At 49.2% G+C, this 26,538-nt stretch carries 14 protein-coding genes; 8 read left to right on the forward strand and 6 right to left on the reverse strand.

Annotated elements, in window-relative coordinates:
• Window positions 1–71: 71 nt before the first annotated feature.
• Window positions 72–2,288, reverse strand: a complete 2,217-nt coding sequence (gene rlmKL / locus ACY2RR_RS12225) for a bifunctional 23S rRNA (guanine(2069)-N(7))-methyltransferase RlmK/23S rRNA (guanine(2445)-N(2))-methyltransferase RlmL (protein WP_490108430.1) — start codon at window positions 2,286–2,288, stop codon at window positions 72–74.
• A gap of 443 nt (window positions 2,289–2,731) precedes the next feature.
• Here rlmKL and rmf point away from each other — a divergent pair, with 443 nt between their 5' ends.
• Window positions 2,732–2,944, forward strand: coding sequence for a ribosome modulation factor (rmf, locus tag ACY2RR_RS12230; protein ID WP_281646196.1), 213 nt, complete (start codon window positions 2,732–2,734; stop codon window positions 2,942–2,944).
• A 125-nt stretch (window positions 2,945–3,069) separates the two neighbouring features.
• Here the strand turns inward: rmf and ACY2RR_RS12235 are convergent, their stop codons facing one another.
• A complete protein-coding gene (locus ACY2RR_RS12235; protein ID WP_490108431.1) occupies window positions 3,070–4,104 on the reverse strand; it encodes a quinone-dependent dihydroorotate dehydrogenase in 1,035 nt (344 codons plus the stop codon).
• Between the two features lie 236 nt (window positions 4,105–4,340).
• Between ACY2RR_RS12235 and ACY2RR_RS12240 the strand changes: the two genes are divergently transcribed.
• Window positions 4,341–8,477, forward strand: coding sequence for a hypothetical protein (locus tag ACY2RR_RS12240; RefSeq protein WP_490108432.1), 4,137 nt, complete (start codon window positions 4,341–4,343; stop codon window positions 8,475–8,477).
• A gap of 59 nt (window positions 8,478–8,536) precedes the next feature.
• On the opposite strand, the gene ACY2RR_RS12245 is transcribed toward ACY2RR_RS12240, so the two are convergent.
• The 4 genes from ACY2RR_RS12245 to ACY2RR_RS12260 form a co-directional block, all read right to left on the reverse strand.
• Window positions 8,537–9,685, reverse strand: coding sequence for a hypothetical protein (locus ACY2RR_RS12245; RefSeq protein WP_490108433.1), 1,149 nt, complete (start codon window positions 9,683–9,685; stop codon window positions 8,537–8,539).
• Window positions 9,686–9,837: 152 nt separating this feature from the next.
• Window positions 9,838–14,667: an NAD-glutamate dehydrogenase gene (locus ACY2RR_RS12250; RefSeq protein WP_490108434.1), complete on the reverse strand. Its 4,830-nt coding sequence runs from the start codon at window positions 14,665–14,667 to the stop codon at window positions 9,838–9,840.
• 232 nt (window positions 14,668–14,899) lie between these two features.
• Window positions 14,900–17,992, reverse strand: coding sequence for an efflux RND transporter permease subunit (locus tag ACY2RR_RS12255; protein WP_490108435.1), 3,093 nt, complete (start codon window positions 17,990–17,992; stop codon window positions 14,900–14,902).
• Between the two features lie 2 nt (window positions 17,993–17,994).
• Window positions 17,995–19,059 carry an efflux RND transporter periplasmic adaptor subunit gene (locus ACY2RR_RS12260; RefSeq protein WP_490108436.1) on the reverse strand — a complete coding sequence of 355 codons (1,065 nt, stop codon included), beginning with the start codon at window positions 19,057–19,059 and terminating at the stop codon, window positions 17,995–17,997.
• A gap of 285 nt (window positions 19,060–19,344) precedes the next feature.
• On the opposite strand from ACY2RR_RS12260, the gene ACY2RR_RS12265 reads away from it, so the two are divergent.
• Genes ACY2RR_RS12265 through ACY2RR_RS12290 form a run of 6 tightly spaced genes read left to right on the forward strand, consistent with a single transcriptional unit; the run spans window position 19,345 to window position 26,468 of the window.
• A complete protein-coding gene (locus ACY2RR_RS12265) occupies window positions 19,345–20,325 on the forward strand; it encodes an AAA family ATPase (protein ID WP_490108437.1) in 981 nt (326 codons plus the stop codon).
• Window positions 20,326–20,359: 34 nt separating this feature from the next.
• Window positions 20,360–21,292 carry a DUF58 domain-containing protein gene (locus tag ACY2RR_RS12270; RefSeq protein WP_490108438.1) on the forward strand — a complete coding sequence of 311 codons (933 nt, stop codon included), beginning with the start codon at window positions 20,360–20,362 and terminating at the stop codon, window positions 21,290–21,292.
• Entirely contained in the window at window positions 21,289–21,837 is a 549-nt protein-coding gene (locus tag ACY2RR_RS12275) for a DUF4381 domain-containing protein (protein WP_490108439.1), read from the forward strand. The genes ACY2RR_RS12270 and ACY2RR_RS12275 overlap by 4 nt, the downstream gene beginning before the upstream one ends.
• On the forward strand, window positions 21,830–22,864 hold the full coding sequence (locus ACY2RR_RS12280) for a vWA domain-containing protein (protein ID WP_490108440.1): 1,035 nt from the start codon (window positions 21,830–21,832) through the stop codon (window positions 22,862–22,864). Before ACY2RR_RS12275 ends, ACY2RR_RS12280 begins: the two co-directional genes overlap by 8 nt.
• Window positions 22,861–24,744 carry a vWA domain-containing protein gene (locus tag ACY2RR_RS12285; RefSeq protein ID WP_490108441.1) on the forward strand — a complete coding sequence of 628 codons (1,884 nt, stop codon included), beginning with the start codon at window positions 22,861–22,863 and terminating at the stop codon, window positions 24,742–24,744. The genes ACY2RR_RS12280 and ACY2RR_RS12285 overlap by 4 nt, the downstream gene beginning before the upstream one ends.
• Window positions 24,738–26,468 carry a BatD family protein gene (locus tag ACY2RR_RS12290; protein ID WP_490108442.1) on the forward strand — a complete coding sequence of 577 codons (1,731 nt, stop codon included), beginning with the start codon at window positions 24,738–24,740 and terminating at the stop codon, window positions 26,466–26,468. Before ACY2RR_RS12285 ends, ACY2RR_RS12290 begins: the two co-directional genes overlap by 7 nt.
• Window positions 26,469–26,538: the final 70 nt, after the last annotated feature.

Below are 26,538 nucleotides of genomic sequence, written 5' to 3' on the forward strand. Positions count from 1 at the left end.
GCGGCCAGCCCTTGAAAACCAGCATCAAAAAAGGAGGCACAAGGCCTCCTTAGTCATCACACAGACAAAACTCAATGCCGGTGCGTCAGCTTCCAGCAACGGTGAATCTTCTGATTGCGCTTAAAGTCCTGATCAATGGTTTGAGCAGAGATCTCCTCAACCTTAAACAACTCAGTCAGCTCTTCATCCATACGGAATTTGCGGAAGTTATTGGAGAAGTACAGCACGCCATCACGGGCCAAAAGTCCCATAGCCCGCTTCAACATATCTTTGTGTTCTTCTTGAATATCAAAGACATCCCGCATTTTCTTCGAGTTGGAGAATGTTGGCGGATCAATAAAGACCAAGTCATAAGTGTCCTTACAACCTTTCAGCCATTTGATGCAGTCAGCGTTTTCCAGCTTATGGCGATCACTAAAACCATTCAGGGAGAGATTCTGCCGCGCCCATTCCAGATAAGTCTTAGAGAGATCAACACTGGTGGTCTGGCTGGCTCCACCAGCCGCCGCATGCACAGTTGCCGCACCGGTATAGCAAAACAGGTTAAGGAAACGTTTGCCTTTAGCTTCCTTTTGAATACGCAGACGCATTGGACGATGATCAAGGAACAGTCCGGTATCCAGGTAATCCTTTAAATTCACCAGGAAACGGCAGCCACCTTCGGTTACCTCAAAACGTTGCTGCTGATCTCCCATCTTCCGGTACTGGTTTTTGCCAGCCTGTCGGCGACGCTGTTTCAGGGCAATCTGTTCGGTCTTGACCGGAAGCACTGTAGGAATAGCCTGTAACACATCATGGAGACGCTCTTCCGCTTTCTGCTCATCGACGGACGCCGGTGCACGGTATTCCTGCACCAACACCTGATCTTTGTAGATATCAATAGCAACCGCGTACTCAGGCATATCGGCATCGTAAACCCGATAGCACTCCACTTCGTTTTTACGGGCCCATTTCTGCAATGTTTTCAGGTTCTTACGCAGACGATTTGCGAACATCTCCGCGCCTTTACCCAGGCTGATTTCAGCCGCTGGCTTTACCGCAATCTGGGAAGCTTTCTGCTCTCCTGATGCAGGTTCACTATTTTGAGCTTTGCTCTCTTCATTGCGCTTATGGAAGCCGTAATACCACTCAGGCTGAATATCAAAGGTAAACAGCTTGGCTTCCAGAGCACCATTGAAGAAGCTGTAATTTTTGCGGGCACGCAATCCCATACGGCGAGCCAGGGTTGGATTGCTGGTAATGATTGCTCCCTGCCAGCCCTCAAAGCAGTTGCGGAAGGTTTCACCCAGACGCTGGTACATCCACACAAGACTGGACTCATCCCCCAAACGCTCACCGTAAGGTGGGTTACAGATCACCAGACCAGACGTGTTTTTAATAGCCTCAACATTGGCCAGTTCGCGGGTTTCGATATGAATGCGCTTTTCAAGCCCGGCACGACGCAGGTTATCGTGAGCCTGACGCACAACCCGAACATCACCTTCATAACCAATAAAACTGTTGTTCAGTTTTTCCAGCCCCGCTGTGCGGCGCTCACGGGCTTCTTCCAGCAATTCTCGCCAGATCTTGGGAATATGGCCGGACCAGTTATGGAATCCGTAGTTAAGGCGCAGCAGTCCCGGTGCAATATCTGCAGCAATCAGCGCACCTTCCAGCAGCAAGGTGCCGGAACCGCACAGAGGATCAACCAGCGCAGCGCCTTCTTTGGCCATTTGCGGCCAGCCAGATCGAATCAACAGTGCAGCGGCAAGGTTCTCCTTCAAAGGCGCTTTACCGGTATCCAGACGATAGCCACGGCGGTGCAAACTCTCGCCAGACAAATCCAAGGAGATATCTGCCCGGTTACGGCTCATGCGCACATGAACACGAATATCCGGGGAAGTTTTATTTACCGCCGGACGGAAACCGGCTTTGTCACGCAGGCGATCACAGATAGCATCTTTAACAACAAGCGCGCCGAAGTGACTGTTATTTATAGCTTTACTGGTGCCATTGAAGGTAATGGCCAAAGTGGTATCAGGTTCGAAATGATCTTCCCAGGGAATGGCCTTAACCCCGTCATAGAGAAGCTCGCGGGCTTCCGCATCTATCTGGCGAAGATGCAGCAAAATACGGTTAGCCAGCCGTGACCAGAGACAGCTGCGGTAGGCGGCCTGTAAACCACCCTTGAAATGGCAGCCGGCCACAGTCAGGCGAATATCCTCACCACCAAGGGCGGCCAGTTCTTCGGCCAGCAGACCTTCCACGCCCTTCGGGCAGGAGGCAAAGAATTCGTAGTTATCGGACATTGTCACCTTCAAACAGAGTGATCATGAAGCAGATCGAAAAATCTGGCCGATTGTACAGTCTATATCGGGGATTACGAGCCGTACCGCTCGCACAGGTACAGATAAAGACCGAAAAGCTGAGATGTAGTGCAAAAGCAGTGTTTTACCATGCTTATCAGACAAACGGTCAATATCTTTTGATTTCAGTTATTTATTGGCAAAGTTTCCCCTGCATAGTGAGTTTTAAACTAAGTAGTTATAGCGCTATGTCCATTCGTTCCTCGACAGATTGGCAGGAATCCGATAGAACTTACTGTCGTAGTGATGTGAAAACATCCCCTCCCAACCCGGAAAGGTTCTCCAGACTAGAGGACTGGACTGATGTTCCTTTCCGTGACATATAAATTCCGGTCAGCTGGCGAGCTTTCTGGAATGCTGTATCCGAATAAGGAGGCTACTTCGCAATGAAGAGACAAAAAAGAGACATGACAGATCGGGCTTATGCCAAAGGCTACCAGATGGGAGCACAAGGGCGGCCAAATGAAAACTGCCCACATGCCAACGAAAATGATCAACGTCAAGCCTGGCTGAATGGCTGGCGCGAAGGTTGGTCAGACCACGTGGAAGGCTTCACCGGCGTTTCCGGTATCCACAAGCTTAATGAGCATCAGCTTTAACTGCTAACTCTCCTTTTCTCTTCTTGAAGACACTTGGCTCTTGAAGAAAAAATCCTCAGCCACTCGCTGAGTTCAGTATTTAAAAGGCCCCGATACTTTATCAGGGCCTTTTGTTTATCTGGATTTTAGTCAGCCTTCTTGGCCAGCTCAGCCGCTACCGCTTCAGACGCTTCCGCCACCAGATCCGGGCCACGGAAAATAAAGCCACTGTAAATCTGTACCAAACTCGCGCCAGCTCTTACTTTTTCTACAGCGTCCGCCGCGCTCATAATGCCACCAACGCCGATAACCGGAATCTTTCCGTCCACGGCTTCAGCCAGAACTTTGATTTTATCGGTAGCCAGCCCGGTGAGGGGTTTACCACTCAAACCGCCCTGTTCCTGGGCAAACTCATGGCCGGCGACGGCATCACGCTCAAGAGTGGTATTGGTGGCAATAACGCCGTCCATGCCACAGGCCACCAGCTGGCCGGCAATTTCCCGCAATTCATCATCCGTCATATCTGGTGCCAGTTTGATAGCGATAGGCACATAGCGATGGTGCTCTTCAGCCAGACGTGTCTGTTCTTCTTTCAGTGCTTTGAGAAGAGATGTGAGATGTTCACCAAACTGGAGTTCACGCAATCCCGGAGTATTGGGAGAAGAAAGGTTAACGGCGACATAACCGGCCCAAGGGTAAACCTTCTGCAGGCAGGCAATGTAATCATCATTGGCCTTTTCAACCGGAGTAATCTTGTTCTTACCAATGTTGACGCCAATTACAGCTTTAGTCTTAGCCTTGCGGATATTGGCGACCAGATGATCGACACCCTTATTGTTGAAGCCCATACGATTGATAATGGCTTCATTTTCTACCAGCCGGAACAGGCGGGGCTTGGGGTTTCCGGGTTGAGCCAGAGGGGTCACGGTACCAACTTCCACAAACCCAAAACCAAGATCACCGAAAGCACCGATACATTCACCATCTTTATCCAGACCGGCAGCCAAACCAACAGGATTGGGGAAATCGATACCCATCACCTTAACTGGAGCATCTGGGACTGGGCGGATAACCTTCTTAATCAATCCCAGGCGCTGGCCTGCTCCCAGAAAATCCATAGTGACATCGTGAGCTGTTTCAGGGGTGAGGCGAAACAATAGCGAGCGAGCCAGCTTATACATGGTGATTCCTTGCAGTCGAGGTGGGAATTCTGCGCCGGATTATATGGACTCCCATAGAGGCAATCCACTGTTATTGGTACGGTTTTTTCTTAAAATGTAGCCCCAACCAGGCCACATTTTTGAATACATCCATAGTCTTATCCTCCAGTTTTTTCGAAACTTCCCCCGGAAACGCCGGTCATATGTGGTAACCGGACGTTTTTTCAGGGTTAAACCCTGTGCATGGAGGCACGAAAATGGACTTACTTTCATCACTCGCCAGCTATACCACCCCTCAGGGAAGCCTGTCATCACAGAGCAGCCTGTATGAAAGCGTTAGCAGTAGCGTTACCAAAGCCACAGGGCTGCGGTTAACCTGCCTGGCTGATGATCCTTATCTGTCTGCCAAAAGCACCCAAGAAAGATCTCTGGATCAGTACAGTATCACCAGTACTGATGATGAAGAGGAGTTTCACTCCCTGACTTCAACTCAAACGCCTCCAACGGAAGTTGAAGATGAATTTCGCTCTATCCCAGCAAGCCAGCAATCTCTCCTCGGTAAGTCCTGGGAACCTGTATCTATGCCAGCTGGCGCTGAAGAAACCGACGAAGAAGATGAAATTGGTGAGGATGAATACGATGTCACCGCCCTCACAGAACAGGCTCTGGATACACAGGAAAGCCTCAAGAAAGATCTGAACGGCATGTCTCCAGCCCTGTTCATTAGCGACCTGCCCGGCCAGAACATTCTTACCGCGCAGTTCCGCAGAGATCAGCAAGGCACTATTGATTTGATTGGCTGCCGTCTGAGTGTGCTTGAAGACGATATGAACTCGTTTACCTTCAAAGGCGATGCTCCCCAGAAAATTGAAGACCTGCTCGATAATTTCAGTGAACTGGAAAAAAATCCTTCTGAAGACAACCTGCTGAAAGTTATTGAAGGTATTCGGGACTACGAAGTGTCCCGTAAAAAGGACTCCTGGCTGGAAAAACTGAACATTTGCTTTATCGGCATTACAGAGCTTCTGGCTACGCCTTTAGCCAAAGCTTTTGAGGGACTTCTTCCAGCTGAAGTTATGGAAACTGACGGTGAGAACCTGCTGGCTGACCCTAGCCAGATCACTCACAAAAACCACGGAAAAATCAAATCTGATCCGAGCGGTCTTGCCCGTAATCTGGTGAATTTCGCTCAACAGGAAGCCTCCCGTTACCACGATAGCAATGCCAAGGCTCTGCTGAATACCCTGGAGCAAAATGACTACCCCCATCCTGACGATGCCGTAAACCCAATGCTGTTGATTGATACACTGGCACGCAGGCGCCCGGATGTTGTATTTAAACTGTTCCATCAATTCCTGGTAAATGAAATTTTCCTGGTTCCCGCAGACAAGCAGGACAAACTCCGTCAGGAACTGCAGCTGGTTAACGAGGCAGGTAAAAACTCCGACGAGCTGCTGAAAGTTATGGAAGAACTTCCTGAGCTGGCAGAGATTATCGCTGTACGCGCTCAACACCAGTACCTTTCTGATATTACCGAATATCTGGTGCAAACCATTGAACAACAAATCCAGACTCATGAGCCACTTGCGTCAGATACCATTGACGGTCATAAAAATGACCTGAAAAATGCGAAAACCATCGCTAAAAATCTGGGAATGTCCGAAGCCGTTCAGACTCTGGCCAAACTGGACTCCAGAATTGAACATCTGGAAGCTCTTCCCTGTCACCACGCTATTCAAACCGGTCATCTGCACGGTGAGCAGGTGTGGTACCTGAACTCTGATATCGAACTGACTCAGACCGCGGAAGCCATCAGCGGCAAGAGCGCGGGCACCAAGGTCGACCTGGCTATCACAGAGCTGGAAAAATACCGTCAGGTTCAGCCAGGATGTGGCGCTGTTGAACTGACCCAGCATATGAAGAGTCGCGACCAGCTGGTCAAAACCCAGATCGACGCTTTACTGGCTCAGGCTCGCACGGTTCAACATAACAAAGGCTCTGATGAGTTTGAAAAGCTGTGTGCCCGCATCCGCTATCTGGAATCAGAGCGCCCTGACGCGCCGTATCTTGACGATGAAATGGACTATTGGGCAAAGGCTGCCAATCTTGGCAGCAAAATGCTCAAGGGTAATGAAATCCCTACAGAACACGTTCTGCAAGAGCTGGAGCTGGAAAGAACCTTAATTGTTAAGGGAGGTTATGCCTTCGGAAATGAAGCCATGGACCTTCTGGGTAGCCTGCCAAGCGTCGGCCTGGACCTCATTGGTAACACAGTCACCGCTGGCACTAACGTTGTCTATGGACTGAAAGATCTCATTCAGGGCAAAGTCAGTCCTTCACAGGCTGCTGTTGCCGCAAGCCACATGGGCAAGGACGGACTGACCGTTCTGGCCAAAACATTCCAGAAAGAGCTAACAGCCGCAGCCGCCATTGGCGCGAAAAACCCAAGAATTATCCGTGGATTAGCCGGCAACCTGCTTCAAGCTAAGTCTGTAGCCCTGAACACCCTATCAGGTACGTCCCCTGTTATCGCCATGTTTGACGAATTGCATAACCGGGTATGGGCTGAAGCAGCGACAACTCATTTCCTGGAAAATGTGAACCATGAAGCAGTAAGCCTGGACAACCTGACCGACGAAGAGCTGGCTGCGGTGAAAAAGATCCTGACCATCTGCAAGCTGATGGAAGCCGCGCCTTATTTCCCAACACTGCTGGATGCTGCCTTCAAGACTTACCAGAATGGCACAAATTTCCTGGCTCAGTTCTGGACCTGGTCCTCTGCCGGAGCAAAGTTGGTTTACAGCCGCATTGTGAAGAATGTGAACACCATGGATGAGAAAACCGTCCGTGACTGCAACTACGCCATGGATATTATGACCAGCGGCCTGGCGGTGGCTAATACCCGTCAGCGCATGATGCAGCGCTGCGGCAGTGCACTGGCAGATATTGCCAGCAAACACTCTATCCCTGCAGTGATATCCCGCGCGGTTATTCTGGAGCCGTTCAAGTCTCTGTTTAACGGTTTTAAAGATGCTCTGGGCAAATTTTTGCGCAGAGAGCGAAACAGCGTCACGCCCCTGCTTATGCAGTCCTGGAAGGTAGCGTCGGTATTTGGCCCGACCCTTGTTTCCGCTGGTTTTTCAGCCGCTACTATATTGTCGGGTGGAATCTTTGGCATCTTATCCTCCTTTGGTTTTATGAGTGGCTGTCTCTTTTGGGCCTGGTACCGTGCCGACAGTCTGAACCATCAAAATGGATTATTGAGTCTTGCCGAACGCGTGACTGGCTTGGTTGAGGGCATTGCTACTCGAAGCACACCGGATATTGATAAAGAAGTTGATAAGGTCATGAGCGAATCTGGCTACAACAACAGCATTGAGAAAATGTCCAAAGCCCACGGGTACCGCAACCTGTATAAGAGCCACTGGAATAAGTGGATTGAAGAGCAGGAGCAGAAATTCCGTGACTCAGAGAAGAAGATTCTCGAACAGGAACAAAAAGAGCTGCAGAGCCTTGAGGCTGAGCTGGAGCAGATCAAACGTGAAAACTGGGAACTGACAGAAACAGATCAGGAGTGGATCGAAAGGCAAACCAAGGAAATAAAAGACTCTACTGAGCTGAAACTGGCCAGAGCCAAACGTGTCATGCTGTGGATGCAAGACACTCATGACCAGAAGCGTCAGGAGCTGCAAAGCAGTCTGGCAAACAATGAGACAGCCCAAAAGGATTTAAAGAACCTGGATCAGCAACGCGAGATGCTGCAGTGGCTTGAGAATAAAGATTTTGGCGCACTCACCGTTGAACAGATCCTTTCCAAGCTTCCTGAGGCTGAGACCTTACTTATTCCTCAGGATCAAGAGCGCCGTATCTTCTGGCTGATGGCGCTGGAAGAGCGTTACAGCGAGAATCTGTATCACAGACTGGGCACAGAGAAGCTTCCTCGCAACAAAGTCGAACTACAAGATGCACTGGTAGACTTTATGACTCAGAGCATGATGGGTTCCATGGTGAAGCAGTATTACAAGCCCGCTCACACAGCATGGATGGATACCTGGGGCGAGACCCGCGTCGACATGGTGAAATGGGCCAGAAAGCGTATGAACAATGCCATGAGCATTGCGATGAGAAAGGTACTAACCAGTGTATACAGCTCCTATGGTAAGGGCTGGTGCAGCGAAGAAGGCATGCTGACTGAGCGTGAATTTGAAAAAGGTCGCAAAAACAATAAAGACCTGGATGCCGCGATCACCAGCAAGTTCAACAATATTGTCGCTGCAATCTGGATGAACATGTTTTCTTCTGATCGAAAGATGGCCCGTAAGCAGCTTAAGGAAAGAGGATTCAAGTTCGACGAGCGTGACAACCTTCCTGAGTATATGAGGTGGGCAGTTTAATGACAACGGGCAGCCATCTGGCTGCCCTTTTTTTTATCCATGCAATCAACTCTCTCAGGCTATGCCAAAGCCTGTAAGCCACTCATAACGGCAAGAAACTCTTCCATATAAGCTTCATAGGCAACCTGAATAGCTTCTACAGCTTTCATAAATTCGTCAGGAGAACCTGGCGTGCCGTCATAAACTGTTCCAAATATAACTTCACCGCCACTGGCTTCAACTCGCTCCAATGCAACATTATTTGCACCAGCCCAGTACTCAATCAAACCCTTGATTGCCTCAAAATCGTATAGCTCTTTTGTTACCAGGGGTGTTTTCAATCGAATTCTCACAGCCCCCTGCTCGTCCTGATGAAAAGTCACATTTGCCAGCATCGGATTGATATTCGATTGATAAGGGTTTGGAACTGGAATCAAGAGTGAGCGCTCATCTGGAAATACATTTCTGGGAAATTTTGTTCTAAATGCCCCTAGAAACGCATCTCTCTTGTCCTTAAGGCTTTGTCCCGCAAAGCGTTGAACCACGCTATGAATGCTTTTCACACGCAGAAGCTGCCCCAGAAACTCTGGATTACTGGGGGCAACATGAAATGCCACAGCCGGATATGGCACATCGCTGAAAGAGACAAATGAAGGTTTAACAAAGCATTCGCGTTCACAGCTTGAAGAGAAATCCACCTTACTGTAATGAGCAAAGGCAGCCGGCATGATAAATACTGTCCTGTGCTCCAGAGGCTTGCCTTCTTCCGGACAACTTACCTGCAGCCCCAGATAAAAGCGTCCTGAAGAACAATCAACCTCATATAGGTGATCAGCAACTTTTCCAACTAAGCAAAACGTTTCATTACCGGCCCGCGCACCTTCCTTCAAGCTGTTTATTCCATAACAAAACTTGTCCCGGGTGACACATCCACCTTCCAGATGACTGAAGACCTTCTCAAGGACTTTGACCTGTTCGAGTGATTGACACTGACGTTTTAGCTCCTCAGAACGAGACCGTAAATGCTCGCGACAAGTCGCTTCCTGCACACTCCTGTCAGTAATGGGTTTTCCACTTGAATCGGAAAGGTAATACTCCTTAATAGTTTTCTGGCCGGGCCAAACATCAACAATCACCGAAACACTTTTATTGGGCTCATGGTCTGGCATACCAACAGGGGACAGCAAACCTGATGTTCTCAAGTAACTGGGGGGAAGTGGAAAACTCATTTTAGTCTTAACAACCTTTGTTTCTGTCTATTGGACGTTCGACCACTTCGAGAGAAAAAAGGCGAGCACTTCTAACTCAATAGTTAGAGATGAAGGGTAACGAAAACGGGCAGCCTTTGGGCTGCCCGCATACTTTACAACAGAGATAGAACTTAGCTGTTCTGTGCCAAATCCAAAAGTTCCCGGGTAGCTACGGTGTACATGGCCAGCTCACTGCCAGCAGCACCCCGCAACTCTTCCAGAATTGCATTCCAACGGGACAAGGCAATAGAATTTGCCTCACTCCAGCGCTTCAGCAATTCACAGACATCTTCTGCAGAAGGATCAAGTTTCAACAGATTTACAGTCAGTGCCCGTTGCTGCAGTGCCAGTTCATCCCTGACACCTTCACGAGCCAGCCCCTGCCAGTGATTCTGAACCTCCAGCCGGCTGAGTTCCTGATAGAACCAGTGCAGATCAAGATGCTCGCCAATGGCAAAGAATGCAGAAGCAACCTTCTCAAGTTTCTCACCGGTCTGATCAACCGCCTGAATCACTGACAGCATGCTGAACAAGTGACGAACGCCGGCAATACGCTGAGCCAGCTGTTCAGGCACATTTCTGGCCACCAGCTGATCAACCTGCTCCTGCCACTCTTTGCGTTGACGCTCTGGCAACAGGTCTGAAAGGTTTTCCATCAGCTGACACAAGCGACTCTGATAATGTTCAACACAATCAGCAGTGTTTCGATCAACCTGCTTCATGCGAACCAGCCAACGGGTAGCTCTGCGCAGCAGGCGCATCACCTCGCCCATTAACTCATGCTGCAGCTCACTTTCAACAATATGATCCAGGCTTTCAATATCAGACCACAACCGCTCTGCGCCAAAGATATCTCTGGCCACGACAAATCCGGTCACAATATCAGCAGCATCGGCACCAGTGGATTGCTGCTGCCGGCTGACAAATGTCAGCCCCATCATATTGATCAAATAGTTGGAAATCTGAGTCGCTACAATTTCCCGATTCAGACGGTGCTGAGCCAGCGGCTCACCATACTTTTCAACAAGAGCTTTCGGGAAAGCTGTGACCAGCTCCCGAGCCAGATACTCGTCATCCGGTACTTTGGATTCCAGAAGCTTCTCTTTCAAATCAGCTTTGCTATAGGAAATCAGTACAGACAATTCTGGTCTGCTTAAACCTTGGCCAGCAGCCTGACGCTCACGAATAATTTCATCATCTGGGAGGAATTCAATAGCCCTATCCAAACGCCCTTCTGCTTCAAGGGCATGAATAAAGCGCTTGTACTCTTCCATCTGGCTCAGACATTCACTCTCCGCAAGAGTAATTGCTTGGGTCTGGCGGTAGTTATTGCCCAGTACTAGAGTGGAAACCTCTTCGGTCATATCCTCCAGCATCCGGTTCCGCTGTTTGCGGGTCATATCTCCTGCCGCAACGATCTGGTTGAGCAGAATCTTGATATTTACTTCGTGGTCAGAACAATCCACGCCACCGGCATTATCAATAAAGTCCGTATTCAGCGCGCCACCATTCAAAGCATATTCAATACGGCCGAGCTGGGAGAAACCAAGGTTGCCGCCTTCACCCAGTACTTTCGCCTGAACCTGGGCACCATCAATACGCAGATTATCGTTGGCCTTATCCCCCACATCGGCATGACTTTCATGGGAGGACTTCACATAAGTGCCGATGCCACCATTCCAGATCAGATCCACTTGAGCCTTCAGAATGGCTGTGATCAATTCACTGGGAGTAAGACGATTAGCTCGAATACCAAACGCTTTTTTCATTTGAGAAGAGATGCTGATGGATTTGGCATTACGGGAGAAAATGCCGCCACCTTCAGAAATCAGCTTGCTGTCATAGTCTTCCCAACTGGAGCGAGGCAACTTAAACAGCCGTTCACGCTCGACATAGCTTGCGGCAGGATCGGGATCAGGGTCCACAAAAATATGCATATGGTTAAAGGCCGACACCAGCTTCAAAGCTTTGGAACTGAGCAAACCATTACCAAATACATCCCCGGCCATATCACCGATACCGACAACAGTGACCGGATCTTTCTGGACATCAACGCCCCGTTCACGGAAGTGGCGTTGCACGGAAACCCAGGCACCTTTAGCGGTAATGCCCATCTTCTTATGGTCATAACCGGCACTGCCACCTGACGCAAACGCGTCACCCAGCCAGAAGCCATAACCTTCAGCAATACCGTTGGCTATATCTGAGAAGGTTGCCGTGCCTTTATCTGCAGCGACAACCAGATAGGTATCATCTTCGTCGTAACGAATAACATTGCTGGGGTGAACAACTTCGTTATCCACCAGGTTGTCTGTCACATCCAGCAAACCACGGATAAAGCGTTTGTAGCAGGCGATACCTTCTGCCTGAATTTCTTCGCGGGAGCCATTGGCTGGCAAGCGTTTAGGAACAAAACCACCTTTGGCGCCAACCGGTACAATCACCGCATTCTTAACCTGCTGGGCTTTTACCAGCCCCAATACTTCCGTGCGGTAATCTTCCACCCGGTCCGACCAGCGCAAGCCACCCCGAGCAACCTTGCCGCCACGGAGGTGAACACCTTCCACAGCCGGCGAATAAACAAAGATCTCAAACATAGGCGCAGGCTTGGGAATATCAGGAATATCCCCCGGCGCAAACTTAAAGGACATGTAATCATGATTCTGGCCGCTTTCGTCTAACTGGTAAAAGTTGGTACGCAGTGTGGCAATTATGGTTTCCATGTAACGGCGCAGAACCCGGTCCTCAGACAGAACACTCACGCCATCCAGCGCTTCCAGAATATTCTGTTGATATTGTTGTCTACGGGCTTTTCGCTGCTCCTGGGTCAGATCAATACTTGGATCAAAGGACACTTCAAACAGTTTCAGCAGCTGCAGAGCTATCTCATTGTTATTGCACAAAGTGTCTGCAATATATCCTTGGCTGAAACCAAAGCGAATTTGTTTGATATAGCGAGCATAGGCTCTCAACATACTGACCTGGCGCCAGTCCATACCAGCCACCAACACCAGACGGTTAAAGCGATCATTTTCCGCTTCACCATCCCAGGTACGCTGGAAGGCTTTCTGGAACTTACCCGCAACTTTCCGCAAAGGCAGTTGCTGGCCGTGAGTCAGGGACAGAGTGAAGTCATGAAGGCTGACCCGAACCTTCTTACCATTCACCTTCCGGTAGATATAGTAAGGGTGTTCGCCAATAACCTTCAGACCAAGATTTTCCATAATCGGAATAAGGTCCGACAATGGCAAAGATTTTCCTTGATGGAAAACCTTGAAGTGCAGATAGCCATCATCATCGATGGGCTGGTAAAAGCTCATCGCCATAGGTGAATCAGCGTTGAGGTGTTGAATATGCTCAACATCGGCAACAGCTGTCAGGGCGGTAAACGCATCCCTGTAGCTGACCGGGAAACCGCCTTCAAAACTCTTTAGCAGGGCATGTCCATCGACTTCCCCACGAGCTTCCATAAGAGCATCACGGAACTCTTCATCCCAGGAGTAAGCCGCTTGGTTAATCTCTGCGGTAATAGCCTTGGGATTAAAGTCATCACAGCCTTTCTCAGACAGACGCAGAACGTAATGAACCCGGGCCAGAATGGATTCTGAAAAGTGCGTGGTAAATTCCGCATCCACAGCATTCAGCCGCTCACAGAGAATATCCTGAATCTGGGTACGCAGGGTGGTGTCGTAGACCTCCCGCGGAACATAAACCAGTACAGAGCAGAACAGTCCGTTAGGATCACGGCGCATAAACACCCGAATCTGATTGCGCTCCTGAATACGTAGGATTCCCATAATGGTTTCAAACAACTGATCTACAGGTGTCAGGAACAGCTCTTCTCTTGGGAAAACCTCAATCGTCTGGGTGAGCTCCTTGCCATGATGGCTACCCATATCCAGACCCGCCAGCCGAACAATATTACTGACTTTATTCCTCAACCAGGGAATCGCACGAGGGCTCTGGGTATATACCGGAGAGGTATAAAGCCCCATCAACCGGTATTCACCAATCACCGTGCCAGACTTATCAAAACGTTTAACCAGGATAAAACTGGGGTATGCCGGACGATGAACACTGGAACGTACCGCCGCAGTGGCAAAAGACAACAGGGAATGATCCGCAAAGATATTGCGATCCAGTTCTGGTTCCAGTGAGACACGATCCAGTTGTCCGCTGTGCCTTGGGCGCAGAAGACCAAGCCTCTGTCCTTCTACGGGAACCACTTCTGTCTGCTCTTTACCGCGATCTACCGACAGCTCTTCAAAGGCCAGGAAGGTAAAGTTATTGTCCAGCAGCCAGCGCAGGTATTCGACCACCTCTTTGACTTCACTGTCTTTTGAAGAGGAACCAGCTTCCAGGCTGCCAATCATCTCTTCGACCTTGCGGCAGATTGGCCGGTAGTCGGCTACAACCCGACGCACATCAGCCAGTACATCTGAGAGGTCTTTCTGTAGGGCTTCCAGCTCACTTTCCTGGGCAAGGCGGTTTACTTCGATATAAAGCAGGGCTTCTTTGTTTGAGCTCCCGTTTCCGGCAGTGACCAGCTTATTGTTATCATCGCGGTCAACACTGAGCACACAGTTACGAAGATGATGAATTGTGGCTCCGCGCTCGTTCAGCTTCATGCGTACAGAATCCACAATAAAGGGCATATCCGGATGCACAATCTGAATAATGGTATGGGTTGAGTGCCAGCCGTTATTCTCGTAATCCGGGTTCAGCACTTCAATTTTGGGGGCACTGTGGTCATGGGTCTGGAAAAAGCGCCAGAACGCCAAAGTACTGCCCAGAAGGTCACGACGCCTGTAAGAAGTCAGTTCTTCCGGCGTTGTGATCGAAAAAAAAGGTTTCAGAAAAGTTTTGAGCCCTTCCAGCTGCTCTTCGGGAAGATGACCGGACAACTCCAGTTCCAGCTTCCCAATAAACTCATCCCTGCTATCTGCGTAAACATGCCCCATTAACCGGTTCCCCTGGCATTGATCAGGTACTGCCTGGCAAAAATCATCTTCCTAAAAATCCGGGCCTTCGCCCTGAGAAGACGATTCCCTCCTCCTGTTTGTATCTGCGGATTTCTCCAGCCCACAAGCTAAAGGTTCCACACAGCGACAATTACCCACAATACTACGGCATGTCCATAGCGTAGCGAGTACTAAACGACATTTTCTTGTAGATTTTCGTAAAACAAAGGAATCAACCAGACGACGAGGATCTGGCAGAGATTTCCGAAAGAACATCCAATTTTCGATAACGAAGCATCACCAGATAGGCCGTGGGAACAATCAGCAGGGAAAACAAAGTCCCCATAATCATGCCTCCCACCAGCACCAGACCGATATCAGAACGACCTTCAGAACCTGGCCCGGTAGCCAGCGCCAGCGGCAGTGCCCCAAAAATCATTGCCAGACTGGTCATCAGAATGGGGCGCAAACGTGTTGAAGCCGCTGAAACAACTGCCTCCACGGCACTAAAACCTTCTGCCATTTTGCGATTGGCAAAACTGACAATCAGTATGCCGTGTTTGCTGACCAAGCCCACCAACGTCAGTAAACCAATATTTGTATAAATATTGAGCGTGCGACTGCATATCCAGAGCATCAAAAGCGCTCCAACAATGGAAAGCGGCACCGTGAGCAAAACCACAAACGGATCGATAAAACTCTCAAACTGCGCTGCAAGTATCAGATAAATAAACACTATCGCCATAAGGAACAACCAGCGAATGCTGTTTTCAGAATCAGTCAGTTGCTGAATAGAACCTGCAAAAGTCATGGACTGATCATTACCCAGCAAACCTCCAACCCGCTTGGTAATTTCATCTTTCAGTGTGACAAGAGAAGTGCCCGGTACAATATCCGCGTGAACCGTTGCTGCACGGGAGCGGTGCCAGGTTTCAATAGAAGGAGCAGCCGTTTTATTTTTCACGGTAATCAAGCTGGATAACGGCAAAACCTTACCGCTGGAAGAGCCAACATTAATGGAATCCATAATACTGAAATCCCCCAACCATGCCCTGTCCAGCTGCGCTCTGACACTGAAAGTCTGCCCATCAGTGGTACGAATCTGGGTCGCACGTTTGGCTCCCCCCATCATCACCTGCAGGCTGTCCCTAATATCAGTCAGGCTAACACCATACTGGCTGGCCTTTTCCCGATTCAGGGTAAATTCCAACTCAGGAGTGTTATAGACCAATGAACTTTCAACATTTACCAGCCCATCAATATCAGACAGAGCCTTAACCACCTTTTCGCTGAGGTTACTCAGAGCTGATGCCACCGGATCACGGTTAAGGGTTTGCAGTTTTAACTCAAGCCCCCCAGCTCCAGTGCCATAATCCACTGGATCAGGTAGCTGAAAAGAAATATTCATCGCAGTCACAGCATTTCCAACACTGTGATTTAGCTGCTTTACCAAGGTAGCGGCATCTTCGGAACGCTTCTTCCAGTTATCCAGTGTGACAAAGCTTGTTGGAGAACCGAGATAGTAAGAGACAACGGTCTGGATATTCTCCTGACTAGCCAGAAATCCATCCAGAAGAATCATATTGCGGTTAATAAATTCCTGACTGCTGGCCGGAGGCAGAATAATACCGGTTTCGATATAGCCAATATCTTCTTTGGGAATCAGCTGTCGTCCCAACTGGGCATACACAAGAAACCCTGTTAAAAAACACAAAGCTGCAACAGCCATAACTGATTTAGGGTGCTGCAGCAGTTGCCCCAACCGCTGACTGTAAGCCCGATCCAATTGATCCAATTTTGAGGATAAAACCCTGACAACTGCAGAAGCTTGCCCGGCTGGCTTCAGGGTATAAGCACACATCATTGGAGAAAGAGTCAGGGCCACAAACCCGGAGATCAAAACAGCAGCGGCAAGAGTAAAAGCAAACTCCCGAAGAATCGTAGCGGTAAAGCCATTGGCAAAACCGACTGGCAAATACACCGCCGCAAGGGTTAAAGACATGGCAATCACAGCGAAGGTTAATTCCCTGGAACCTTTGATTGCTGCCAGAACCGGTGATACCCCCTGACTGATATGACGATGACTGTTCTCAACCACAACAATGGCATCATCCACCACCAGCCCTATAGCCAGAACTATGGCCAACAGAGTGACAATATTTAAAGTGAACCCCAGCACTGCCATCACTGAGAATGTCGCCACAATACATACGGGAATGGTGACCACTGGAATAATGGCGAGCCTTAGCGAGCCCAGAAACAACATCATAACCAGAACAACACAGGCAATAGCCTCAAAAACCGCTTTACGGCATTCATCCAGTGCCTTTTTCAGGAAGTGTGATTGATCATAGGTCGTAATAACCGTCAGCCCTTCCGGCAGGTGTTGCTCAATATCTTTCATTTCTTTTTGAACAAGATGAGCCACAGTCACAGGGTTGGCTCCAGCGAAGGGGCGCACCTGCATCACTATGCCTTCCTTCCTATCAATCAGAACGGGTTGATGATCAAGTCTGGCCTCCCCCCATTCCACTGAAGCAACATCACCAATAGTGACAGCCTGCCCATGATCATTGCGAAGAACTATCTTTGAAAAGTCATCTGCCGTGTGAAGTTGGGTATCAGAAACCAGCACGTACTGCCGGTCGTGGCTGATAATCGATCCGGAACTGATACTGATATTGTTATTGCCAAGAGCATCGTAAATATCTGAGGCTGTGATATTGAGATAGGCCATTTTTGCAGGATCAAGAAACACCCACAGAACTTTCCCGCCGTAACCAAACAACGGCACAGCACCCACACCATCAATCGCCAATAATCTTGGGGTAACCTGAATCCGAAGATACTCATAAATATCATCAAGACTCATGTTTGATGAGCGAAAGCCAAAAGACAGCGTAGGAATTGTTTGCCAATCGGCACCAGAATCATCAGACACCACGGGAGGATGAGGCATACCTTCCGGTAAGAGATCCAGAGTTTTGGCAACCTTGCCCCTGAGAATATTCAGCACCGCATAATAATCCACATCCTCCCGGACTTTGGCAGAGATATGACTACGCCCTGTCCGGCTACTGGTGCTGATATCTTCCAGCCCATCAACATTCCCAATAGCATCCAGAAGATGGCTGGTAACTTCCTCCGCCATAAACTGGGCGCTGGCACCAGGTAAAACGCTATCAATTGTTGTCCGATGCTGGCGAAACTCAGGAAAGTAACGAACCGAAAGCATCTGCAAAGAGGCCAACCCAGCAGCCACAAGCAAAAGACTGAGAACCACAGCAAACACAGGGTGGCGAATACAGACTTCCGGTAACTGCATTATTAACCAGCCTTTTGTTTTGCAGCTGAAGAAGTGGTGACAAGCTGACCATCGGTAATTTTCTGAACGCCACCAGAGATCACGGTTTCGCCAACCTTGACACCACCTTTGACAATCACCATGCCGTTATCCAGATGATTACCAAGATCGATGGCGGCTTTCACCGCTTTCCCGTTCACAACCCGGAATACATAATTGGTATCAAGCTGAACGGTAACAGACTGCTGAGGCACCACAATTTTCTTAACGCCGGTATCAAGAACATGGGTAATACGCACCAGCTCACCCGGCGATAATGCTCCGTCGGAATTTGGGAGTTCAGCCTGCAGTGCAAAGTGCCCGGTGGCATCATCCACGGTTGCGCCGACAAACTTTAACTTTGCCTCAAATATTTGATCGGGCGCGGCATCAACTTTTAGCTTTACCGTTTGCCCTGCCTTTACCTTGTGCTTTTGGGACTGGTCGAGAAAATATTCAACCTTTAACGGATCAAGCTGAACCAGTTGCACCAGAGCTGTTCCTGCATCGACATAAGCTCCCAGCCCCAGTTGGAATCGCTCAAGATGGCCAGCAAAGGGAGCAATCAAAAGCAGATCATGCATTTTTGCCTTTACTCCATTGAACTTGGCCTGAGCCACTTTCAGGGCAGAATCAACGCTGATGTAATCCTGTTTGGAAAACACTCCACTGCCTTTTAACAGCTGATAACGCTGATGTTTAGAACTGGCTTCTTCAAGGTTGGCCTGAGCCTGAGCCAGTTCAGCAGAAACAATACTTTCGTCCAGAGCAGCGACCGTATCGCCACGGCTGACTACAGCTCCGTCTGAGACATGAATAGATTTGATATGACCGGCCACCTGAAAACTTAGCTGAGTAGCCGCCATCGCCTTTAAGGTTCCAATAGCTTCCAAAGTGTCAGGTATGGTTTGTTGAGAAACTTTTACCACTGTGACTGCAACCGGAGCAGGAGCAGTTGACGACTTTGGTTTGCTATCGGCCCACCCGACCCAAGCAAAACCAAACAAGTAAAAACCTGTAAGAATACGAACGTACAGATTCACTGACACGCCAAAGCCCTGTGTGAAGACCTACTTAAGGCTGTCTAGCTTAGAAGGGATTTCTGTTTTTGGATGAGAGTTCACCCCTGTCAATTATGCAAGCGAAACACAAAAGTACTTTTAGCAGGGAACTTTTTGGACGCTTGCCTGTCGAAGCACTGTCATTTCTGTGCATTCCCAAAGCCAACAATGGGTAAAGCGCATAACTTGACACCGAAAAAACATTCGCTGATAAATAGTCAGCACCTTTGTATTTAACGGTTTTACCTGTTCTAAGAAGAAGTGAGTGTATTTATGGAATCAGCGACAAATGTATCCCCTTCCCGTCAATCCATTCTGTCGCTAAGAGACTACCTCCGCAAAATGATTATTGGTCAGGAACGGTTGCTCGATCGTTTGCTGATCGCTCTGCTGGCTGACGGCCATATGCTGGTTGAAGGGGCGCCAGGCCTGGCCAAAACCAAAGCCATTAAAGATCTTGCCAATGGTCTTGCTGCAGGTTTTCAGCGTATTCAGTTTACTCCCGACCTCCTGCCTGCTGATATTACCGGCACCGAGGTGTATCGCCCGGAAGATGGCAGTTTCCGTTTTCAGCAAGGTCCGATTTTCCAGAACCTTGTTCTGGCTGATGAAATCAACCGTGCACCGGCCAAGGTTCAGGCAGCTCTGTTGGAAGCTATGGCGGAACGTCAGGTCAGCGTGGCCGGCACTACTCATAAGTTGCCGGAACTATTTCTGGTTATGGCGACCCAGAACCCTATTGAACAGGAAGGCACCTACCCTCTGCCAGAAGCCCAGCTTGACCGTTTCCTGATGCATGTGAGTATTGATTATCCATCCATCGAAGCAGAACGGGATATTCTTCGCCTGGCTCGTGGTGAAGCCCTGCATATTGAGCAGGCCGTACCTTCCATGATTCCTCAGGAAACGATCTTTGCCGCGCGTGAAGAAGTGCTGAAGCTGCATATGGATAGCGCTGTTGAAAATTATATTGTTCACCTGATTGATGCCACCCGTGACCCAGCCAAGTATCAACAGAACCTTGGCCAGTTACTGGAATACGGTGCCAGCCCTCGGGGAACCATTGCCCTTGATCGCTGCGCCCGCGCCCATGCCTGGCTGAATGGCCGTGACTTTGTCACCCCAGATGATGTTCAGGCGATTGCCCATGATGTGCTGCGTCATCGTGTTATCCCAAGCTACGAAGCCGAAGCTCGGGGCATGAATGCAGACCGGATTCTTGCTCAGCTGATGCAACAGGTTGCAGTTGCCTAACCTCTCCAAGAAAAAGAATTAAGGAGAGCATTGTATGAGTGGCGCTTATACCAGCCTTGAAGAACTGACCCGTCTGGCAGCTCCGGCCAGACGTATGTCACTGTTTCGCCCTGGCCCCGCTAAAGCCTTGATGGCGGGTGGTCACCAGTCCCGTATTCGTGGCCGGGGCATGGATTTCGAAGAGTTTCGTGGTTACCAGCCGGGCGACGATATTCGTACCATCGATTGGCGGGCCAGTGCCCGCACCAATAAAACTCAAACCAGAGTTTATCGGGAAGAAAGAGAACGTCCGGTGCTTCTGGTTCTGGATCAGGGACCGGGATTATTCTTTGGTTCAAAACTGAATTTCAAATCTGTTGCTGCTGCAGAAGCAATGGCCATGCTGGCCTGGAAAACCCTTCATCATGGCGACAGGGTTGGAGCACTGTTAGCTGGCACAGATTCTCACAAAGAATTTCGTCCACGACGTTCCCGTCAACACCTTCTGCAGCTATTGCAACAGACTGCGGGAATGAATCAGCAGTTAAAAGCCGGGCAGGCCCGTAATGACAAAGCGCTTGATACCATGCTGGCCAGCGCTTCACGATTGGCACATCCTGGCTCACTTGTGGTGGTTATCAGTGATTTCCATGGCATCAGCAGCAATGGCCTGAAAAATCTGGCATTGATTGCCCGTCACAATGATGTGATGGCTGTTCAGGTGTTTGATCCCTTTGATCAACAATTACCAGATGCCGGATTGTACAGTGTCAGCGATGGGCGTCGACGCGGCATTCTCGATACCCGAGTCAAACGCAATAGAGAGCTGTACAGTTCACAGGCCGCACGCAAGCAGAAGACTCTGACTGAACATCTGAATAAATACCGTATTCCTTTAATGCGTATTAACAGCAGTCTGCCAACCGATGAACAGATGCTTGGGCATATTCATTCACCGGCCAGTCATTCTGAAGGAGGTTCCCAGTGACACCTCCACAACAAATGCCACAAGCAGCAAATCCTTTAGACGCACTTGAGCCTAATATTCTTCCGGATCCTATAAGTTTCTGGCCACCAGCAGTCGGTTGGTGGATTCTGGCAATTCTGATTGTCTTGGTTGTTGCTGGAGCAGGAATCGCTTTTTGGCGTTGGTACAAACGCAATGCCTATCGGCGAGAAGCCTTGAAAAAGCTGGACGCCATTCAGCAGAGTTACGAGCACCATCAAGATCAGTTGAAACTGATGAAACAGTACAACCATCTTTTAAAATCTGTTGCGTTAAGCGCATTTCCCCGAGAGCAGGTTGCTGCACTTAATGGCGATAACTGGCTGAAGTTTTTGGATAAGGGCTTGAAACAGAGTACCGAATTCAGCAAAGGTGAAGGTAAAGCACTTGGGCAGGTTTACAGCACCACTGTTAATGCAAATTCAGAAAAACTCCATAGCACAATAAAACTCTGGATTCGCAAACACAAGGCTCCGCAATCCAAGAAAATAAGAAGCACTAAAAAGGAAGGTTTCTCTCATGCCTGATGTATTAAAAGGGCTTGAATTCACCCTTCCCTGGATTCTGATTCTGCTGCCACTGCCATGGCTGGTTTATCGTTTTTCCAAGCCTGCCAATAAACAGCAAAGCGCATTGCTGGTACCGTTTTATAACGATCTTCCGCTGGAAGATTCTCTTTCTTCCCCTGCAGGCAACCGCAAGGCTCCTCTGCTCTTGTCTGGCCTCGCCTGGTTATTGCTGTTATTGGCAGCCGCAGGTCCACGCTGGGTAGGAGAGCCCGTTGAGCTTCCGGTAACTGGCCGGGATACCTTACTGGCGGTGGATCTTTCTAACAGTATGTCCCAAAAGGACATTTCCTTGAGAGGGCGGGAAGCCGATCGTCTGGAAGTCGTGAAAGATGTGGTCTCACGGTTTATTGATGGCCGCAAAGGCGACCGGGTTGGGCTGGTACTGTTTGGTACCCAGGCATACCTGCAGGCACCATTGACGTTTGATATTGAAACACTTCGCACCCTGCTGAATGAAGCCACTATTGGTATCGCAGGCCCACTTACGGCTATAGGCGACGCTATTGGTATGTCGGTCAGACAACTGCGCAAACGGCCACAGGATCAGCGAGTCATGATTCTGCTGACCGATGGAGACAACACCGCAGGTAACCTCAGCCCAATCAAAGCCGCAGAGATTGCGGCACAGGAAAAAGTCACCATTTATACCGTGGGCGTTGGTGCAGAAGAAATGATTGTACCCGGTATTTTTGGCTCCAGCTTTGGTGCACAGCGGGTTAATCCTTCTGCTGACCTTGATGAAGAAACTCTCACCAAAATCGCCGAGTTAACCGGTGGCCGTTATTTCCGGGCCCGCTCTGCGGATGAGCTAAAGCAGATCTACACCATTATTGATCAGCTGGAACCTGTTGAGCTGAGCAAGGAAACCTTCCGCCCAGTGAAAGAGCTGTTCTATTGGCCACTAAGCGCAGCCTTTATTCTGGCTCTTATGCTGGCTGCCATAAAAACCCTGCCTTCCCTTCGCAGAACGGGAGGTGAAGTATGAGCATGATTGAACAATTCCATTTTCTACGGCCACTATGGTTGCTGGGTGTCATTCCAGTCCTGTTTCTTGGCTGGACACTCTGGAAGCAAAACCTGCAGGCTGGTCAGTGGCAAAAACTTATCCCAAATCATCTGCTGGAACATCTTCTGGAAGGTGAACAACAAACCCGCAGCCGTGCACCTGCCATATTGGCAACACTTGCCGGAATTATTGCCGTGATTGCTCTGGCTGGCCCAACCTGGCGCCAACTGACTACCCCAGTAGAAAAGAGCCGCGCACCTCTGGTGCTGGTTGTTGATCTTTCCCGCTCTATGCTGGCCGCAGACCCAAGCCCAAATCGGCTGGTACGGGCCAAGCAGAAACTGACCGATATCGTACGTCTGCGTAAAGATGGTTTAACCGGATTGGTGGCTTATGCCGGAAACAGCCATGTGGTTACGCCCCTTACAGACGACAGCGCCACTCTGATCAATATGATTCGGGCACTCGACCCAAGCATTATGCCGGTGCCCGGCAGCCGTCCGGAAAAGGCGGTAGTTCAGGCTGTTGAACTGATGAAACAAGGTGCCGGGCAGGCCGGAACTATTCTTCTGCTCACCGATGGTATGGAAGAAAGTCAAAGCCAGACCCTTACCAATATTTTAAAACAGTCCGGCGATAAACTTTCCATTCTGGGCTTTGGTACAGAAGCCGGAGCACCGGTTCCCGGTGATAATGGTGGTTTTCAGCGCGACAGAAACGGCGCCATTGTTATGGCTCAACTAGACAGAGATATTCTTGCCAGTACTGCCAAAATCAACGGTGGCCGTTACAGCGACCTGACTCTGAACGACAATGATATTCTTTCATTGATACCCGGCTCTTCAGTTACAGACGAAACCATTCGGGTCGATCGCAGCTTTGACAGCTGGTATGACGAAGGCCGCTGGCTGGTTTTACTGCTGCTGCCTTTTGCCGCCCTCGCCTTCCGTCGAGGCTGGGTACTCCCAGTTCTGTTATTGGGTTTAAGTTTTCAACCCCAACAAAGTTATGCCATGGAATGGAAAGACTTATGGGAAACACCAGATCAACAAGCACAAGCATTACTTGAGAACGGTGATGCGAAAGCTGCTTCTGAAACCTTTGAAACCCCTGAATGGAAAGCTGAAGCACTGGATAAAAGCGGTAACTATGAAGAAGCCGCCAAGTTGTTCAGTCAGCAAAATTCAGCGGAGGGTTTTTACAATCAGGGCAATGCTCTGGCTCGAGCGGGCAAACTTGATGAATCGCTCAAGGCTTATGACAAAGCCCTTGAGAAAAACCCAAATCTGGAAGTTGCACAGAAAAACAAACAAATTGTTGAGGACCTGAAAAAGCAACAGCAGCAACAAAACAACCAGCAACAGAGTGATCAGAACCAGAACTCAGACAATAATGAGCAAAACTCTGATCAAAACCAGAGCTCTGAAAGCAATTCCGAAAACTCGGAAAATAAAGATTCCCAGAATGACAATTCTGAATCAGATAACCAAGGCTCAGACTCTCAGAACCAGCAAAAAAACCAACAGCAATCTGAAGATCAAAAGTCTGGTGATTCAGAGAGCGAGCAAAATCAAGGCAGTTCAAACGAATCTTCAGAATCAGAAGAACAACAATCCCAACAATCTAAAGATGCACAAGAAGATGCTGGTGAGCAGCCTCAACCATCACAGCCGGAGCAATCCGAGAGTTCATCTCAGGAACAAAGCCAACAGTTTCAAGATGACGAACCAGATCAGGATGCCAAGCAGATAGAAGCCTGGCTGCGTCGCATTCCGGATGACCCTGGCGGCTTACTGCGCCGTAAGTTTGAGCAGCAACAGCAGAGACAGCCTGTCCAGCAGGGAGAGAAGACATGGTAAAACCAAGCGTATTATTTCTGGCGCTGGCCACTGCCAGCGCCCCTGTACTGGCCGCATTGACCGCTACCGTAGACAAACTGGTATTGAATGAAGGCGAAGCCATTCGCTACTCACTGGAGAGTGATAACTTTTCCGTAATGGGAAGCCCCAACTTCTCACCTTTGGAAAAAGATTTCATCATCCTGAGTCGAGGACAAAGCCAGAGCCGGGTTATTAATTTCTCTGGTGGGCAGAATAATTCCACAACTACCTGGAAACTGATCCTTCAGCCAAAAACTCCAGGAACCTTTTCTATTCCACCGGTCAGTTTCAATGGTGATCAGTCACAACCCATCACTGTTGAAGTCAAGAAAGGAAGTTCGGATGGTCAGGGTACTGCTGCAACCTCGAATGTTTATATCCGCTCCAGTATCAGTACAGAGGAACTCTGGCAAAACCAGGAAGCCATTCTGACCCTGAAGATTTACTCCCGCGTGGATTACGCTGAGTCTCCAAACCTGACACCTCCGGAAGCCGACAATGTTAGCTTTAAAGTGTTGGGCAAAGATGAAGACGAGGAGCAGATCATTAATGGCGTGCGCCACAGAGTGATTACCCGCCGCTATATGGTTTCTCCTACACAGGCGGGCACTGTAACCATACCCGGCCAGATTCTTACCGGATACATAGAAGGTGAAGATCCTTACGGCCGCAGTCGTTTGATGCGCATGGTACGCCCGGAACCTTTCCGAGCGGTATCACCTGATATGACTTTAAAGGTCAATCCTATCCCGGCTAACTGGCCAGCCAATAAACCATGGCTACCAGCAGAAAGCATGGATATCATGGAATCCTGGAGCAGTGACACGACAAAGATTGCCGCAGGTGATTCAGTTACTCGCACCGTAAAGATTCGTGCCCAAGGCAGTAACAGTGCCCAGATTCCACCTCTGCCGCCATTACAGCTATTCAATGTGAAAACCTACCCTGATCAGCCTAAAACGGAAGACAGTGTTGGCAGTCGTGGCCCTATAGGAACCCGCAGTGAATCTGTCGCGTTGGTACCCACACAAGCCGGACAGCTGGAAATCCCTGCGGTAACCATCACTTGGTTTAATACCAAAACTCAGCAGATTGAAACCGCCAAGCTGGAAGGACAAACGATTACCGTACTCCCCGGTACAACGTCATTGAGTGGAACACCGCCAGTTATCAATCAACCGGGGCTTGCTCAATCTGCTGCACCAGCAATAGAGCAAACGCAGCCAACAACTACTGAAACTAAAGACAGTGACTCGCTGATTTACTGGCAGATTGCGACCGGGACATTTGGTTTGTTATGGCTGGGAACGCTGGCGGCTCTTGTTCGCAGAAAAAAACATCCTGTTACTGCAAAGACCCCCACTAAAAAGAAAGCAAAGTCTGGAAGCGATGAACAAAAAGCTTTTCAGAATCTCCAAGCAACCTGCTCAAATAATAATCTAAACAATGTTGAGAGTGCACTGAAACAGTGGGGAATGCTTCTTCTAAAGCGCCCAATCTATTCTTCAGGGGAAGTTATCAAAACTCTGGAACACACCAAACTTTCTAACCTATGGGTGAGCATTCAGCAATCACAATACAGCCAAAGCAAAGCTCAGAACACAAATACTGCAGAACTCGCGGAAGCTTTGAAGGTTGCAAGAAAGCTTTATTTAAGCCGAACTAAAAAATCCACAATAGAACTGGAATCCATTAACCCTTAAACACAACTCTTCTGCTTGAGGCGGGGAAGTAGATTTCTGTTTTCAAAGGCTATGGATGGCCTGAGAGCAC

It is taken from the genome of Parendozoicomonas sp. 2304DJ65-17 (genome assembly GCF_058148445.1).